The organism is Burkholderia sp. AU16482, from assembly GCF_002223285.1.
GTDB classification, from domain to species: Bacteria; Pseudomonadota; Gammaproteobacteria; order Burkholderiales; family Burkholderiaceae; genus Burkholderia; species Burkholderia semiarida.
Genome location: NZ_NKEY01000001.1, coordinates 248206 through 264670, shown reverse-complemented (window position 1 = coordinate 264670; position 16465 = coordinate 248206). Strand labels below are relative to the sequence as shown.

Genomic DNA, 16465 nt, shown 5'->3' with positions numbered 1-16465 from the left:
CGTTTTCAGCAGCAGAGAAGCGAGATTATGAACCGTGTTTCGCAGCTCGTCAACAACTTTCTGAACGACTTCGTTGCGACTGCGGGGCCCATCTTCCTGCGCCGCCGAGGCTCGTTACCACCGAACCCCAACAGCACCGCTTCCCCTCCCCCCGCGCCGCGTTTCCGGTAGCGCGAAAGAGGCGTGATTCTAAGCACCCGCCCCCATCCACGCAAGCTCTTTGTGAAGAAAGCTTGAAAAAGCCTCCGTGCGCTGTCGCGCACGGAGGCTGGGGGCTCGACGAACGATGTAGCGCTGTCCGCCGACAGGCCGTCTGCAATATTCCTCTCTATATAGAGGGGCGTCACTTGCCGCCCACGGCAGCCTGCAATTGCTCGAGCGGCACCGCATCGGCCATCGCCGTGTAACCGGCATCGCTCGGATGGATTCCATCGCCGCTATCGTATCGGCGCTGCAACACGCTCGCACGCGCCGGATCGCGCAGCACCGCGTCAAAGTCCACCACGCCGTCGAACCCGCCGCCGCTCCGGATCCACCGGTTCACCTCGAGCCGGATCGCCTCGCGCCCGGCCGGCAACGCCGCCGGCGTGAGCGTCGCGCCGAAGACCTTCACGCCCTGGCGATGCGCCGCGTCGATCAGCCGGCGATAGCCGTCGATCAGCGATGCGGCCGTTACCTGCGTATGCGGGTGATCGCAATCGAGCCCGGCGCGCGGCGGCATCGCCGCGAAGTTGATGTCGTTGATCCCGATCAGCACGATCGCCGCCTTCACGCCGGAGCGCGACAGCGCATCATGCTCGAATCGCGACGCCAGCGAGGTGCCGTAGCACGCGGAGTCGCTGAGCAGCCGGTTCCCGCTAATGCCGAGATTCACGACACCGACCGAATCGGCGCCCGACGCGGCCAGCCTGCGCGCGAGTGCGTCCGGCCAACGGCGGTTCCGGTTGACGGTGGAGCGCAGCCCGTCGGTGATCGAATCGCCGATCGCGGCGACGCTGGCGCGCGCGGCGCCGGACTCGACAGCCAACTCGGTCACCCACGCATATTGGGTAAAACGGGTGCGGAACGCGTCGGCGCCCGGGTCGCCCACGTGATCGCCCGGCGCGGACACATAATTGAACTGGTTCGACACGCGGTGCCAGACCGTCATCCGCTCGTTCGGCCCCATCTGGAGACTGATCGCATACGGGCGCGCGGCCGTCACGTCGATCGTCACCGGATCGCTTTCGATCTCGTGACCAGGCGCGAGCGTCACCGACGCCTTGCCGCCAAACCGGACCGGCACCGCCGCGCCGCCGGCGAGCGCGGCACCTTCGCCGGCACGCGCGAGGCTCGCGGCCTCGACGACCAGCGGCGCGCGACCGTATGCGTTGCTCACGCGAATCCGCGCGGCCCGCCCCGACACGGTCGGATAGACGACCTGGCGCACGGTTCGGCCGGCCACGTCGGGCGCGCGGTAAAGCGGCGGCGGCGCGGCGAGGTCGGGAATCGGCTGCAGTGCGGTCGCCCACGCGGCGACCCATCCGGCCGGCGCGGCCGACGCCTCGAGCGGCGACACGAAAACGGCCGCCCCCAGCACGGCCGCGGCGAAACTGCTTCGAAATGACATCGGCAAGATCCTCATCGGAAAGCGGGCATTGTGCCGCAGAAGACGCCGGACCCTCGCGCGAAGCCGCACTTGCGCCATTCGATCGCGCCCCGATGTCCCTCGTTTACCCCAGTCCCGCCGCAAATCCGCAAGAAATTTATTAACCGACCGGTCGGTTGGTTTATACTTCGCACACATTCAACCGGACGAGAGCCTCCGCCATGTACACGCAATCCCTCGACATCCCCGGCAACGTCGCGCCGCTCGACGCCGCAGCCGAGTCGCCCGAGCAGGCGCGGTTCGATGCGGTGATGGCCGCGGACGGCAAGATCGAACCGCAGGACTGGATGCCCGACGCCTATCGCAAGACGCTGATCCGCCAGATCTCGCAGCATGCGCACTCGGAAGTCGTCGGCATGCTGCCGGAAGGCAACTGGATCTCGCGCGCGCCGAGCCTGAAGCGCAAGGCGATCCTGCTCGCGAAGGTGCAGGACGAAGCCGGCCATGGCCTCTATCTTTACAGCGCGGCCGAAACGCTCGGCGTATCGCGCGATTCGCTGGTCGACGCGCTGCACGCGGGCAAGGCCAAATACTCGAGCATCTTCAACTACCCGACGCCGACCTGGGCCGACGTCGGCGTGATCGGCTGGCTCGTCGACGGCGCCGCGATCATGAACCAGATCCCGCTGTGCCGCTGCACGTACGGCCCCTACGCGCGCGCGATGATCCGCGTGTGCAAGGAAGAGTCGTTCCATCAGCGCCAGGGTTTCGACGCGCTGCTGTCGATGATGAAGGGCACCGACGCGCAGCGTGCGATGGTCCAGCAGGCCGTCGACCGCTGGTGGTGGCCGGTGCTGATGATGTTCGGCCCGAGCGATGCGGATTCGGTCCACAGCAATCAGTCCGCGAAATGGGGCATCAAGCGGATCTCGAACGACGATCTGCGCCAAAAATTCGTCGACGCGACCGTCGATCAGGCGAAGGTGCTCGGCGTGACGCTGCCCGACCCCGACCTGAAATGGAACGAGGCGCGCGGTCACTACGACTACGGCGCGATCGACTGGGACGAATTCTGGCGCGTGGTCAACGGCGACGGCCCGTGCAACAAGGAACGCCTCGCCACTCGCGTGAAGGCGCACGAGGACGGCGCCTGGGTGCGCGAAGCCGCGCTCGCGCACGAAGCGAAGCGCCGCGCCCGCGCCGAACAGCACGCCGCCTGAGCGGCACCCCTCGAATTCATGAATCAGGAGAAGGTAATGAACAAGGAATGGCCGATCTGGGAAGTATTCGTGCGCAGCAAGCAGGGCCTCGACCACAAGCACTGCGGCAGCCTGCACGCCGCCGATGCGACGATGGCGCTGCGCATGGCGCGCGACGTCTACACGCGTCGCCAGGAAGGCGTGAGCATCTGGGTGGTGCCGTCGTCGGCGATCACGGCGTCGGATCCGAGCGAGAAGGCCGAACTGTTCGAGCCGGCGGGCGACAAGATCTACCGTCACCCGACGTTCTACACGCTGCCCGACGAAGTCAACCACATGTAACGCCCGCGCCATGACGATCACGCCCGAACACCTCTCCTACGTGCTGCGCCTCGCGGACAATGCGCTGATCCTCGGTCAGCGCAACGCCGAATGGTGCGGCCACGGCCCGATCCTCGAGGAAGACATCGCGCTCACCAACATGAGCCTCGACCTGATCGGCCAGGCGCGCATGCTGTACACGCACGCGGCCGAGCTCGAGCGCCAGCTCACCGGCGCGACGAAGACCGAGGACGATTACGCGTACTTCCGCACCGAGCGCGAATTCGCGAACTTCACGCTCGCCGAGCTGCCGCACTATGGCCCGCTCTCCGGTACCGCGCACGCCGACAAGGACTACGCGGTGACGATCGTGCGCAACTTCCTGTACGCGGCGCTGATGCTGCACGTGTGGAGCGCGCTGGAAACGTCGACCGACACGCAACTCGCCGCGATCGCCGCGAAATCGGTGAAGGAAACCCGCTATCACGTCCAGCATGCGCGCGAATGGCTCGTGCGCCTCGGCGACGGCACCGACGAATCGCACCGCCGCGCGCAGGCCGCGCTCGATTACCTGATGCCGTACACGCGCGAATTCTTCACCGCCGATGCGATCGACGACGCGATCGTCGCACCGGGCATCGGCCCGGCGCCGGCCGCGATCGAGGCCGCGTGGCGCGCGGACGTGGACGACGCGCTCGCCGAGGCCACGCTCACGCCGCCGACTCCGGTGAAGCATGTAACGACCGGCAAGCAGGGCGAGCACTCGGAGCACATGGGCTACCTGCTCGCCGAAATGCAGAGCCTCGCGCGTCAGCATCCCGGCGCGAGCTGGTAACCGCCCCACGCCACGGAGCCCGACGATGTCCGCCCAGACCGCCGCCCCTACCCACGGCGCTCCCGCCGCGCACCGCGACGATCCGCTGCTCGCCCGCGCATGGGACGTGCTGGAAGCCGTGCCCGATCCGGAGATTCCGGTCGTGTCGATCCGCGAGCTCGGCATCCTGCGCGACGTCCGCCGCGCGGACGACGGCCGGCTCGAAGTCGTGATCACGCCGACCTACTCGGGCTGCCCGGCGATGTCGCAGATCGCCGAGGACATCGCCGCCGCGCTGCAGGCCGCCGATCTGCCGCCGCACCGGATCGAGACGGTGCTCGCCCCCGCGTGGACGACCGACTGGATCACGCAGGAAGCGCGCGACAAGCTGCGGGCCTACGGCATCGCGCCGCCGGTCGGCCAGTGCGGCAGCACCGCGCCGCGGGAGAACGTCGTGCGCTTCGTGCCGCGGCCGGTCGCGGCGCCCACCTGCCCGCGCTGCGGCTCCGCGCGCACCGAACGTCTCGCGCAATTCGCGTCCACGGCCTGCAAGGCGCTGTATCGCTGCGTCGACTGCCGCGAACCCTTCGACTACTTCAAACCCTACTGAATATGGCGACCCCGCAATTTCACCCGCTGCGCATCCGCGACGTGCGGCCCGAGACCGCCGATGCCGTCACCGTCTCGTTCGACGTGCCGCCCGAACTGCGCGACGCGTACCGCTTCACGCAGGGCCAGTTCGTCACGCTGAAGACCCACATCGACGGCGAGGAGACGCGCCGCTCGTATTCGATCTGCGTCGGCACGACGGACTACGATCGCGACGGCGAATTGCGCATCGGCATCAAGCGCGTGCGCGGCGGCCGCTTCTCGAACTTCGCGTTCGACACGCTGAAGCCCGGCCACACGATCGACGTGATGACGCCGGACGGCCGCTTCTTCACGCACCTGAACGCCGACCACGGCAAGCAGTACGTCGCGTTTTCCGGCGGCTCGGGGATCACGCCGGTGCTCGCGATCGTGAAGACGACGCTCGAGCTCGAGCCGCGCAGCACGTTCACGCTGATCTATGGGAACCGCAGCGTCGACGCGATCATGTTCGCGGAGGAGCTGGAGGACCTGAAGAACCGCTACATGAACCGCTTCGTCCTCTATCACGTGCTGTCGGACGACCTGCAGGACGTCGAGCTGTTCAACGGCGTGCTCGATCAGGCGAAATGCGCGGAATTCCTCGCGACGCTGACGCCGGCCGACGCGATCGACGAGGCGTTCATCTGCGGCCCGGCGCCGATGATGGACGCCGCCGAAGCGGCGCTGAAGGCGGCCGGCGTGCCGCAGGCGAAGGTGCACGTCGAGCGCTTCGGCACACCGCTGCCGCAGGCCGGCGCACCGGTCGTCGAGATCACCGCGCAGACGCCTGCCGCCGACCTCGAAATCGTGCTCGACGGCAAGAAGCGCAAGCTGCGCTTGCCGTACGAAGGCGTGAGCCTGCTCGACGTGGGCCTGCGCGCGGGCCTCGCGCTGCCGTACGCATGCAAGGGCGGCGTGTGCTGCACGTGCCGCGCGAAGGTGATCGAAGGCGAAGTGCGGATGGAGAAGAACTACACGCTCGAGGAGCACGAAGTGAAGGACGGTTTCGTGCTCACGTGCCAGTGCCACCCGATCAGCGACAAGGTCGTAGTGAGCTTCGACGAACGTTGAGCGGCGTCGCGTCGCGGCGCCGGGCGGTTTCTCGCCGTCACACATCTCGCTTACACTAGGGTCTGTTTACATATGGAACGCGCATGCGTTGCCACGAGAACGGCCGCTCGCGAGGCGTGCGACGCCGCGAATACTGACGTATTCGCAAGGAGCACAACGCGGCGAGCGGCCGTTCTCGTGGCAACCCCAAATTAAAAAAATCATGTCAGGGGAATGCCCGAAATCGCCCGTATGGCGGCGTCGCTCGTCGCTTGTTTGGCGCGGCCAAACGGCGCTTCTCACTCCTTGCCCTACGAGCGATTTCGGGCATTCGCATGTGCGTTCCATATGTAAACAGACCCTAGGGGCCGCCGGCCGGCTGGACATCGCAACGTCCGCCCGGCCGGCGGTTTTCTTTTGTTGACGACAGGCCGATGAGTACCATTCATGTGATTCAGGGCGGCACCGCCGCCGCGTCGCTGCGCGAGGCCCTTGCGCTAGCCGGACGCGACGAGCGCGTCGTCGGGTTGCTCGACGATCTCGGCGTCGGGCCGCTGAAGGGCGTCGACGAGACGCCCGACACACGCGCCGCGTTCTGGCAGCACGTGCTCGGCGACCAGATTCCCGACTGGAACGCGGAAATCGAGGCCGAATTCGCGCGCCTCGACCAGCTTGCGATGGATGCCGGCCAGGTCGTCGTGTGGCACGCGCCGAGCGTCGGCGACAAGCTGCTGCTGCGCCGGGTCGCCTATCACCTGCGCAACGTGCCGCAGCGCCTGAACGAGGTGCGGCTGTCGGCCGCCGACCTCGACGCCGCGCAGCGCGCAGCGCTGTCGCGCACCGACCAGGCGTGCGCGACCGGAATGTTCTCGCCCGCGGAACTGGCGCGCAAGCGGCCGGCGGCCGCGCCGGTCTCGGTCCTGCGCATCGGCCGCCTCGCGCTCGAATGGCAGGAGGCGAAGCACCTGAACGCCGAACTGCGTTATTGGGTCAGCAACACGATCAAGAGCGGCCACTACGCCGATCTCGACGCGCTGATCGTCGCGCGCGCGGAAGCCGACTGGCAGCCCGCGCAGCGCCTCGTCGGCAGCATCATGGCCGCGGCCGACCGCGGCGGGCTGTTCGTCAGCGACTCGATCGCCTGGTGGCGCTGCCGCGACCTCGCGGCAGCCGGCCGGCTCGAACTGCAGGACGATGCGCCCGCAGCCCTCTCTTCCACGCACGTGCGCGCAGCCGCCGCGGCGGCGCACCGCTAATCTTCCGTATTCGACCATGGCCCGAACCCGAGCGCCCGACCACGAATCCCAGCGCGAGCAGATCCTCGACCTGGCCGCCGAGAAATTCGCGCAGACGAGCTACCCGAGCACGTCGATGTCCGATCTCGCGACCGCGAGCGGTACGTCGAAGGCGCGGCTCTATCACTATTACGAGAGCAAGGAAGCGATCCTGTTCGACCTGCTCGACCGCTACACGAAGCGGCTGATGCTGATCATCGCCGAGGTCGAGGGCGCGAGCCAGCGGCGCGGCCTCAGCGAGCGCGACGCGTTCGCCGAACTCGTGCGCGCGTTCCTCGCCGAATACGAGACGTCGCACAGCCGCCATGTCGCGCTGCTCAACGACGTGAAGTATCTGGAGGACGCGCAGCGCGAAATCGTGCTCGACCGCCAGCGCGACATCGTCGCGGCGTTCACGCGACAGCTCGCGCGCGCCTACCCGGACCGGATCTCAAAGGAAAACCAGACCCCGGTGACGATGATGGTGTTCGGGATGATCAACTGGACCTTCACGTGGCTGAAGCCCGGCGGCCGCCTCGGCTACCGCGACTTCGCCGAACAGGTGATCGACCTGATCGAGCGCGGGCTATCGACGGCGGCCTGATTGTCGCGCAGCAGCATGCGTTGCGCGACGGGCACAGTGGCACCACCCGTCGCGTATTTCATATGATGAATTTTAAATCCCTTCAAAATCAGCAAGTTACGGAATGAACTAAGCGGATTTAGAATTCCCCCTCAGGACAAAGAACGTCAAATACGGGTTTTCCCCAACCTCGCTCGGGTAAAATGCTGTTGCATTGCACAACCCGCTTGTGCACCCACACTGAGGAACCCACGATGAACACGCAATTCAACGGCCGTGCCGATGCTGTCGGCAAGGTCGGTACTGCGCCGGTTCTCGTCAGGGAACTGGCTTCCAAAGACCGTGAGCAAATGCTCACCCACTTTCTCTCGCTCGACGAAGAGGACCGCCTGCTGCGCTTCGGCCAGATGGTGCCCGACCACGTGATCGAGAACTATGTCCGCACGATCGATTTCGGTCGCGATACCGTGTTCGGCGTGTTCGACCACGACCTCGAACTGATCGGCGTCGGCCACCTGGCCTACTTGCCGGCCGAGGGCGACACGCGCACGGCCGAATTCGGCGTGTCGGTGCTCGAAAGCGCGCGCGGCCGCGGCGTCGGCTCGAAGCTGTTCGAGCGCGCGGCGATCCGCAGCCGCAACACGCACGTGACGATGCTGTACATGCATTGCCTGTCGCGTAACGCGACGATGATGCACATCGCGAAGAAATCCGGGATGCGGATCGAGTACGCGTACGGCGAAGCCGATGCGTACCTGTCGCTGCCGCCGGCCGACCACTCGACGATCATCGCCGAGATGCTGCAGGAACAGGCCGCGGTGTTCGACTACGCGATGAAGCGCCAGGCGCGCCGCACGACGAAGTTCATCGAATCGCTGATGCCGGCCTGACGCCGGGCCCGACTCGCCAACCTCAAGCCCCAACGCGCTGCCGTTGCAGCCCGCGAAAAAGGGCTCGCCCCTTTCGCGCTTCGCGTGTCCGGCGGCTGCCGACGTCATTGTCACCCCATCGCCTCACCGATACGGCCGCCCTTGCAGCCGACATCACGGCATGTTTCCCGCGCTCCGGCGCAGCGCGTCCGCTGGCAGTGCGGTTCAAGCTCCTCTGTCGCCGGACAGTGCTCGCGCAGAAGAACATCTACTTTCGTATCCGTCCCATTGATCTTTGAGCGCCCGCCGATAGATGATCGGTCGCTTATTTCATTCGGCGAAAGGTCGAAGTGACAGGCTGTCTACCCGTGGTTTCTCCATACTCGGGCCACGCCTTCATCCATCGAACCTATTTTCCCGATTCGTCTATTTCATGTTGCGAAGGGTATGACGGGACAACGCATCAATTACGGGCAGCCTACCGGAATGTATCTGTTGATCGAACAACTGCATGCGAAGTCCGGACTGCCATCGTTGGCTAACACGGTTGGTGCATCCAATCTGCAAATCTATCGGACCGTTGCCCAACTGTATGAAACTGCCGATATCTACATCGACAATCAACGGGTCGTGTCTGGCGAGATGACCATGTGGCAAATGCCAAAGGGAGCATTCGGCATCGATGTCGTCCGCGCCCCAATGGTAAAACCACGCTGGTGCTTGAATATGCGGGCTTCGTCAGCAACATCACACCATTGCCCAAAATCGGCAACCTCTTGCCCGAACTCATTACCAAGGAATATACGCTGAAGCTTCGTTCTCCCTATATCTTCGGTACTGATCCCCTACCAGACATCCAACTCTACAGGCATGCCAAATCCGTATTTATGCAGCGCAATGGTGGCCAGTCTCCAGCCACGGCAATGGCGAAATACAATCGCCGAACCAGGGAGCTGATCCGACTTAATACAATCAGCGAAATCGACACCGTCCTGCGCGGTCTGCGCACGGCACTTCCGTCGTTGAATTTCTGAACTTCCGTCTATCACGACATGCGCCTCACCATCGCCAAACCGATATCGCTGGCCTTCTTTACAGTGCTAGGCGGTCTGCTGGGCTTCACCCTCCACAACAGGTTCATAGAGAGCCTCGCTAGCACGCATGCCGTATGGTTCGTCGCCGGCCCGCCATCACAGATGTTCGTCGATCAACTTCGGACCACTATCGCCTTTGGTACTCTTGGGGCGGCCGTGAGCATCGGAATTTCGTTCTTCCGTACACACATCGCATCGGCCAAGGTTTGCACCGTGGCGACGTTGCTGGTTATCGCTGTCGCGGTAGCAGGTACATGGGGCGCGCAGGCGATTATTCTCGCCCGACTCGCCGCGACGACGGCGGCCACAGCGCAGTTGAACATCCCTTTATTACTCCCCTTACCCCACATTCCCGCTTTCTGGATCGCGGGAACAGCAACCGTCTGTGTTGTCATCGACGTCGGTATCACCATGCTGTTCCTGCGCCGCCGCCATGGTTGGAGATGACAATGAAGACCGCGCTGCATGCATGGCTGAACGGCTATCGGCGCATGCTGTCGTTTCGGGGCCGAGAGCGACGCCGGGATTTCCTCTGCTTCCTGCTCGGCCATTACCCGCTCTTTTATCTTCTGATCACGCTGATCAAATGGTCCCACACTCGGCTTTCCGCCGACGCAACGCTCACGTCGTTCCTGCTGTTCTGCGCCGGGCTCGCGTCGCTATGCGCGACCCTGGCCTACAACGTCAGGCGCCTGCACGACAGCAATCGCTCCGGCCTGCTGTGCATCGGCTACTTCCTGTTCGCAGCCCCCATTGTGATCCTCGTGTCGCTGTGGCTCGCGCCCCGCAACGCCGGTAATCAATACGGCCCCGATCCGCGCCGCACGCGCACGTAGCCCCCGCACCGGCGGTACGGCAAGCCGGCGCGTCGCATCTACATCACACGTCGCCGTCAGCGAATCGGCAACGCCGTCGTTTCCTTGAAGCAATCGAGCGAGAAGCTCGTTTTCACGTCGATCACCGACGGGTGATGCAGTAGATGCTCCTGCACGAAGCGGGAGAAATGCGCCATGTCCTCGACCTGCACGCGCAGCAGGTAATCCATGTCACCCGTCATCGCGTGGCACGCGACCACTTCCGGCCAGGTCTGCACGGCCGCGCGGAACAGTTCCGCGTGGGTCGCGCCCGCGCGCGCCGACGTCTCGTCGGCCCGGACCGGCGCGAGGCCGCCGCGCTTCTCGAGCCGCACGCTCACGTACGCGAGCAGGTCGAGCCCGAGCTTCTGCGGATTCAGCAGCGCGACATAGCCGGTGATCACGCCGATTTCCTCGAGCCGCCGGATTCGCCGCAGGCAGGGGCTCGGCGACAGGTTCACGCGCTCGGCGATCTCCTGGTTCGACAGGCGCCCGTTCTCCTGAAGAATCGCGAGAATCCGCCGGTCGATGGCATCCAATTCAGCCTGCGCCATCTTCTGCCCTCCATCGATAATTTTGAGACTGGAAATTGCGCCATCGTAGGCGCGGGCGATTAAGTTCGCAAGTTTCCGCTCGCGGCCGCCCGCTACACTCTGTCGCATGTATCGACTTGCCGCGCATGCTGGTGACGGGCACGGCCGTCGACATCGAACCAGGCCGGACATGCGCACGCCGCGCCGGCCGATCGCCCCGCACAGGAGACACGACATGCAGATCCCCACCTGGGACAATCCCGTCGGCACCGACGGCTTCGAATTCATCGAATACACGGCGCCGGACCCGAAAGCGCTCGGACAACTGTTCGAGCGGATGGGTTTCACCGCGATCGCGCGCCACCGCCACAAGGACGTGACGGTGTACCGCCAGGGCGACATCAACTTCATCATCAACGCGGAACCCGATTCGTTCGCGCAACGCTTCGCGCGGCTGCACGGCCCGTCGATCTGCGCGATCGCGTTCCGCGTGCAGGACGCCGCCAAGGCATACCAGCGCGCGCTCGAACTCGGCGCGTGGGGCTTCGACAACAAGACGGGCCCGATGGAGCTGAACATCCCGGCGATCAAGGGGATCGGCGATTCGCTGATCTATTTCGTCGACCGCTGGCGCGGCAAGAACGGCGCGCAACCGGGCGCGATCGGCGACATCAGCATCTACGACGTCGACTTCGAGCCGATTCCCGGCGCGAACCCGAACCCGGTCGGCCACGGCCTCACCTACATCGATCACCTGACGCACAACGTGCATCGCGGCCGCATGCAGGAATGGGCCGAGTTCTACGAGCGCCTGTTCAACTTCCGCGAAGTGCGCTACTTCGACATCGAAGGCAAGGTGACGGGCGTGAAGTCGAAGGCGATGACGTCGCCGTGCGGCAAGATCCGCATCCCGATCAACGAGGAAGGCTCGGATACGGCCGGCCAGATCCAGGAATACCTCGACGCGTATCACGGCGAAGGCATCCAGCACATCGCGCTCGGCGCGAGCGACATCTACCAGGCGGTCGACGGGTTGCGCAGCAAGGAAGTGAAGCTGCTCGACACGATCGACACGTATTACGAGCTGGTCGACCGCCGCGTGCCGAACCACGGCGAATCGCTGGAAGAACTGAAGAAGCGCAAGATCCTGATCGACGGCGCGCGCGACGACCTGTTGCTGCAGATCTTCACCGAGAACCAGATCGGGCCGATCTTCTTCGAGATCATCCAGCGCAAGGGCAACCAGGGCTTCGGCGAAGGCAACTTCAAGGCGCTGTTCGAATCGATCGAACTCGACCAGATCCGCCGCGGCGTCGTGCAGGACAAGGCCTGACGCATCCGCCGGGTGGCGGGCGGCGCCGCGCCACCGGGCCAGCCGCACGATCCGGCGACACAAAGAAAAAGGGCGGGAACCCGAGGATTCCCGCCCTTTTTGCATGCCGGCGCGGCCCGTGGGCCGCGCGATCGCATCAACGCACGCTCGCCTTCGACTCGGCGGCACGCGCGGCCGACGGCTGTGCCACGGCGTCCTGGGCCGGCACGATCTGAAGCATCTGCGCGCCGGCTGCCGCCAGCGCGCTCGCGCCTTGCGCACGCACCGGGCCGGTCATCGCGAAAAACGCGGCGGACACGATCAGGAAACTCTGGATATGACGTGTATTCATTGCACCTCCTGTAAAACTGCCGGCGCCTCCCCGAGCGCGTCGGAACGCACCCACGCGGCCGGGCACCTCCGGCAGGCCGACAAGATTAACGGCATTTGCCCGCAGATCAATGCCGCTTTACATGCTTTTACATGATGTAACGCATGATCTCGCCCTGTTTCGCGACGTGCGGACGCCCGTGCCCCGCGTCGCGACCGATGGGCGGCGGGTTTGCCCCAGTGCTACCATCCCTTAAAACCGGCGAACATGCCGGCCACTGCAGACGCGTCCAAAAGATGCCGACGCAACCGAAGTTTTGGTGATCCCAGACCGGGTGGAGGAGACAGTTAATGAATGCCCCGCTAGACGCAGACCAACGCGCGTCGCTAGAAGCCGCGCTGAAGTCCGTCACGCTTGACGACAAATACACGCTGGAACGCGGCCGCGCGTACATGAGCGGCATCCAGGCCCTCGTGCGCCTGCCGATGCTCCAGCAGGAACGCGACCGCGCCGCCGGTCTCAATACGGCCGGCTTCATCTCCGGCTACCGCGGCTCGCCGCTCGGCGGCCTCGATCTGTCGCTATGGAAAGCCAAGCAGCACCTGGCCGCCCACCAGATCGTCTTCCAGCCCGGCCTCAACGAAGATCTCGCCGCCACGGCCGTGTGGGGTTCGCAGCAGGTGAATCTGTACCCCGGCGCGAAATACGACGGCGTGTTCGGCATGTGGTACGGCAAGGGCCCGGGCGTCGATCGCACCGGCGACGTCTTCAAGCACGCGAACTCGGCCGGCTCGGCGCAGCACGGCGGCGTGCTCGTGCTCGCCGGCGACGACCACGCGGCGAAATCGTCGACGCTCGCGCACCAGTCCGAGCACATCTTCAAGGCCTGCGGGCTGCCGGTGCTGTTCCCGTCCAACGTGCAGGAATATCTCGATTTCGGCCTGCACGGCTGGGCGATGAGCCGCTACTCGGGCCTGTGGGTCGCGCTCAAGTGCGTGACGGACGTCGTCGAATCGTCGGCGTCGGTCGACATCGACCCGCATCGCACCGAGATCGTGCTGCCGACCGATTTCATCCTGCCGGAAGGCGGGCTGAACATCCGCTGGCCCGATCCGCCGCTCGTGCAGGAAGCGCGGCTGCTCGACTACAAGTGGTACGCGGCGCTCGCCTATGTGCGTGCGAACAAGCTCGACCGCATCGAGATCGATTCGCCGCATGCGCGCTTCGGGATCATGACCGGCGGCAAGGCGTACCTCGACGTGCGCCAGGCGCTGATCGACCTCGGCCTCGACGACGAAACCTGCGCGCGGATCGGCATCCGGCTCTACAAGGTCGGCTGCGTGTGGCCGCTCGAAGCGCAAGGCGCGCAGGCGTTCGCGCGCGGCCTCGACGAAATCCTGGTGGTCGAGGAAAAGCGCCAGATCCTCGAATACGCGATCAAGGAAGAGTTGTACAACTGGCCCGATGCGCAACGCCCGCGCGTGTTCGGCAAGTTCGACGAGAAGGACGGCGCCGGCGGCGAATGGTCGGTGCCGATGGGCAACTGGCTGCTGCCCGCGCACTACGAGCTGTCGCCCGCGATCATCGCGAAGGCGATCGCGACGCGGCTCGATAAATTCGAATTGCCGTCCGACGTGCGCGCGCGCATCGCGGCGCGGCTCGCGGTGATCAACGCGAAGGAAATGGCGCTCGCGAAGCCGCACGTGCAGACCGAGCGCAAGCCGTGGTTCTGCTCGGGCTGCCCGCACAATACGTCGACCAACGTGCCGGAAGGCTCGCGCGCGATCGCCGGGATCGGCTGCCACTACATGACCGTGTGGATGGACCGCAGCACGAGCACCTTCAGCCAGATGGGCGGCGAAGGCGTGCCGTGGATCGGCCAGGCGCCGTTCACCGACGAAAAGCACGTGTTCGCGAACCTCGGCGACGGCACCTATTTCCATTCGGGGCTGCTCGCGGTGCGCGCGGCGATCTCGTCGAAGGCGAACATCACCTACAAGATCCTCTACAACGACGCGGTGGCGATGACGGGCGGCCAGCCGGTCGACGGCGTGCTGACGGTGCCGCAGATCACGCACCAGCTCGCGTCCGAAGGCGCGAAGAAAATCGTGATCGTCACCGACGAGCCGGAGAAATACGACAGCCAGAAGGCGCTGCTCGCGCCGGGCGTGACGATCCATCACCGCGACCAGCTCGACGACGTGCAGCGCGAGCTGCGCGAGATCGAAGGCACGACGATCCTGATCTACGACCAGACCTGCGCGACCGAGAAGCGCCGCCGCCGCAAACGCGGCACGTATCCGGACCCGGCGAAACGCGTCGTGATCAACGAAGCGGTGTGCGAAGGCTGCGGCGACTGCTCGGTGCAGTCGAACTGCCTGTCGGTCGAGCCGCTGGAGACCGAATTTGGTACGAAGCGCCAGATCAACCAGTCGAGCTGCAACAAGGACTTCTCGTGCGTGAAGGGCTTCTGCCCGAGCTTCGTCACGGTCGAGGGCGGCCAGTTGAAGAAGCCGAAGGCCGTGTCGGTCGACGGCAGCGCATTGCCGCCGATTCCGGAACCGACGCTGCCGGAAATCGATCGCGCGTACGGCGTGCTCGTCACGGGCGTGGGCGGCACGGGCGTCGTCACGATCGGCGCGCTGCTCGGGATGGCCGCGCACCTGGAGAACAAGGGCGTGACCGTGCTCGACGTCACGGGTCTCGCGCAGAAAGGCGGCGCCGTGATGAGCCACGTGCAGATCTCGCACGCGCCGACCGACATCCATGCGACGCGGATCGCGATGGGCGAAGCCGATCTCGTGATCGGCTGCGACGCGATCGTCACGGCCGGCGACGAATGCACGTCGCGGATGCGGCACGACGCGACGCGCGTGGTCGTCAACAGCGCGCAGACGCCGACCGCCGAGTTCATCAAGAACCCGAACTGGGCGTTCCCCGGCCTGTCCGCCGAGAACGACATCCGCGCGGCCGCCGGTGAAGCGGTCGATTTCATCGACGCGAACCGCTTCGCGGTCGCGCTGCTCGGCGACGCGATCTACACGAACCCGTTCGTGCTCGGCTACGCATGGCAGAAGGGCTGGCTGCCGCTGACGCTCGCGTCGCTCGAACGCGCGATCGAGCTGAACGCGGTGTCGGTCGACAAGAACCGCGCGGCCTTCGACTGGGGCCGCCGCGCCGCGTACGACCTGGCCAGCGTGAAGCAGGCCGCGGCCGGCGACGCCCGGCCCGCGCAAGGCGCCACGGTGATCTCGCTGCACACGAGGAAGGCGGTCGACGCGCTGATCGCGAAGCGCGTGGAATTCCTCTCCGCGTACCAGAACGCCGCGTACGCGTCGCGTTATGCGGCGTTCGTCGACAAGGTGCGCGCCGCCGAGCGGGCACTGGCGGACGGCGACACGGTGCAGGAGCCGCTGACCGAAGCGGTCGCGCGCAACCTGTTCAAGCTGATGGCGTACAAGGACGAATACGAGGTCGCACGGCTGCAGTCCGATCCCGCGTTCCTCGCGCGCCTGACCGCACAGTTCGAAGGCGACTGGAAGCTGAAATTCCACCTCGCGCCGCCGCTGTTCGCGAAGACGGACGCCCACGGCCATCTCGTGAAGAAGGCGTACGGCCCGTGGATGATGTCGGCCTTCCGGCTGCTCGCGAAGGCGAAGTTCCTGCGCGGCACGGCGCTCGACCCGTTCGGCCGCACCGCGGAGCGCCGCACCGAGCGCGCGCTGATCGGCGAGTACGAAGCGCTGATCGACGAGGTGCTGGCCAAGCTGAACGCGGCCAACCGGCCGCTCGCGCTCGAGCTCGCGGCGCTGCCGGACGGCATTCGCGGCTACGGCCACGTGAAGGAGAACAACCTGCGCGCGGTACGCCAGAAGTGGGACACGCTGCTCGCGAAGTGGCGGTCGCCGGCAGGCGGCCAGTCGCACCAGCAGGTCGCGTAAGCGCGCGCGGCGGGCGTTCGCGGACTGGACGCCCTTCCCGCGCCGCCGTCGCCCCTTACGGTTCATGCAAAA

The 16465-nt window shown here is 65.6% G+C and carries 16 protein-coding genes; 13 read left to right on the top strand and 3 right to left on the bottom strand.

What is annotated here, in order from left to right; translation table 11 throughout:
* Nucleotides 1–343 precede the first annotated feature (343 nt).
* Nucleotides 344–1609 (bottom strand): SGNH/GDSL hydrolase family protein, encoded by a 1266-nt coding sequence (locus CFB35_RS01245; protein ID WP_060008757.1) that lies wholly within the window; start codon nt 1607–1609, stop codon nt 344–346.
* A gap of 200 nt (nt 1610–1809) precedes the next feature.
* Between CFB35_RS01245 and paaA the strand changes: the two genes are divergently transcribed.
* The 11 genes from paaA to CFB35_RS34880 all read left to right on the top strand — a co-directional run bounded on the left by paaA (nt 1810) and on the right by CFB35_RS34880 (nt 10258).
* A complete protein-coding gene (gene paaA / locus CFB35_RS01240) occupies nt 1810–2808 on the top strand; it encodes a 1,2-phenylacetyl-CoA epoxidase subunit PaaA (protein ID WP_059578252.1) in 999 nt (332 codons plus the stop codon).
* A gap of 36 nt (nt 2809–2844) precedes the next feature.
* Nucleotides 2845–3129 carry a 1,2-phenylacetyl-CoA epoxidase subunit PaaB gene (gene paaB, locus CFB35_RS01235; RefSeq protein WP_006482881.1) on the top strand — a complete coding sequence of 95 codons (285 nt, stop codon included), beginning with the start codon at nt 2845–2847 and terminating at the stop codon, nt 3127–3129.
* Between the two features lie 10 nt (nt 3130–3139).
* The gene (paaC, locus tag CFB35_RS01230; protein WP_059578249.1) at nt 3140–3943 is read left to right on the top strand and encodes a 1,2-phenylacetyl-CoA epoxidase subunit PaaC; all 804 of its coding nucleotides are present in this window, start codon (nt 3140–3142) and stop codon (nt 3941–3943) included.
* 25 nt (nt 3944–3968) lie between these two features.
* Nucleotides 3969–4532: a 1,2-phenylacetyl-CoA epoxidase subunit PaaD gene (gene paaD, locus CFB35_RS01225; RefSeq protein ID WP_059578246.1), complete on the top strand. Its 564-nt coding sequence runs from the start codon at nt 3969–3971 to the stop codon at nt 4530–4532.
* A 2-nt stretch (nt 4533–4534) separates the two neighbouring features.
* Nucleotides 4535–5623 carry a 1,2-phenylacetyl-CoA epoxidase subunit PaaE gene (paaE, locus tag CFB35_RS01220; protein WP_059578243.1) on the top strand — a complete coding sequence of 363 codons (1089 nt, stop codon included), beginning with the start codon at nt 4535–4537 and terminating at the stop codon, nt 5621–5623.
* 413 nt (nt 5624–6036) lie between these two features.
* Nucleotides 6037–6858 carry a DUF1835 domain-containing protein gene (locus CFB35_RS01215; RefSeq protein ID WP_060008760.1) on the top strand — a complete coding sequence of 274 codons (822 nt, stop codon included), beginning with the start codon at nt 6037–6039 and terminating at the stop codon, nt 6856–6858.
* A gap of 16 nt (nt 6859–6874) precedes the next feature.
* Complete coding sequence (locus CFB35_RS01210) at nt 6875–7480, top strand: TetR/AcrR family transcriptional regulator (protein WP_059578238.1); 606 nt, start codon at nt 6875–6877, stop codon at nt 7478–7480.
* Nucleotides 7481–7713: 233 nt separating this feature from the next.
* Nucleotides 7714–8349, top strand: a complete 636-nt coding sequence (locus CFB35_RS01205; RefSeq protein WP_059578237.1) for a GNAT family N-acetyltransferase — start codon at nt 7714–7716, stop codon at nt 8347–8349.
* Nucleotides 8350–8978: 629 nt separating this feature from the next.
* On the top strand, nt 8979–9362 hold the full coding sequence (locus tag CFB35_RS34040) for a hypothetical protein (protein ID WP_124863725.1): 384 nt from the start codon (nt 8979–8981) through the stop codon (nt 9360–9362).
* Nucleotides 9363–9380: 18 nt separating this feature from the next.
* Nucleotides 9381–9869, top strand: a complete 489-nt coding sequence (locus tag CFB35_RS34885; RefSeq protein WP_059578235.1) for a hypothetical protein — start codon at nt 9381–9383, stop codon at nt 9867–9869.
* A gap of 2 nt (nt 9870–9871) precedes the next feature.
* On the top strand, nt 9872–10258 hold the full coding sequence (locus tag CFB35_RS34880; protein WP_059578232.1) for a DUF805 domain-containing protein: 387 nt from the start codon (nt 9872–9874) through the stop codon (nt 10256–10258).
* A 56-nt stretch (nt 10259–10314) separates the two neighbouring features.
* Here the strand turns inward: CFB35_RS34880 and CFB35_RS01190 are convergent, their stop codons facing one another.
* Entirely contained in the window at nt 10315–10830 is a 516-nt protein-coding gene (locus tag CFB35_RS01190) for an Lrp/AsnC family transcriptional regulator (RefSeq protein WP_059578229.1), read from the bottom strand.
* Nucleotides 10831–11044: 214 nt separating this feature from the next.
* On the opposite strand from CFB35_RS01190, the gene hppD reads away from it, so the two are divergent.
* Nucleotides 11045–12142 (top strand): 4-hydroxyphenylpyruvate dioxygenase, encoded by a 1098-nt coding sequence (hppD, locus tag CFB35_RS01185; RefSeq protein WP_059578227.1) that lies wholly within the window; start codon nt 11045–11047, stop codon nt 12140–12142.
* A gap of 136 nt (nt 12143–12278) precedes the next feature.
* Here hppD and CFB35_RS01180 read toward each other — a convergent pair whose 3' ends face one another.
* The gene (locus CFB35_RS01180) at nt 12279–12473 is read right to left on the bottom strand and encodes a hypothetical protein (RefSeq protein ID WP_059578224.1); all 195 of its coding nucleotides are present in this window, start codon (nt 12471–12473) and stop codon (nt 12279–12281) included.
* A gap of 329 nt (nt 12474–12802) precedes the next feature.
* Between CFB35_RS01180 and CFB35_RS01175 the strand changes: the two genes are divergently transcribed.
* Nucleotides 12803–16393, top strand: coding sequence for an indolepyruvate ferredoxin oxidoreductase family protein (locus CFB35_RS01175; RefSeq protein ID WP_059578221.1), 3591 nt, complete (start codon nt 12803–12805; stop codon nt 16391–16393).
* Nucleotides 16394–16465: the final 72 nt, after the last annotated feature.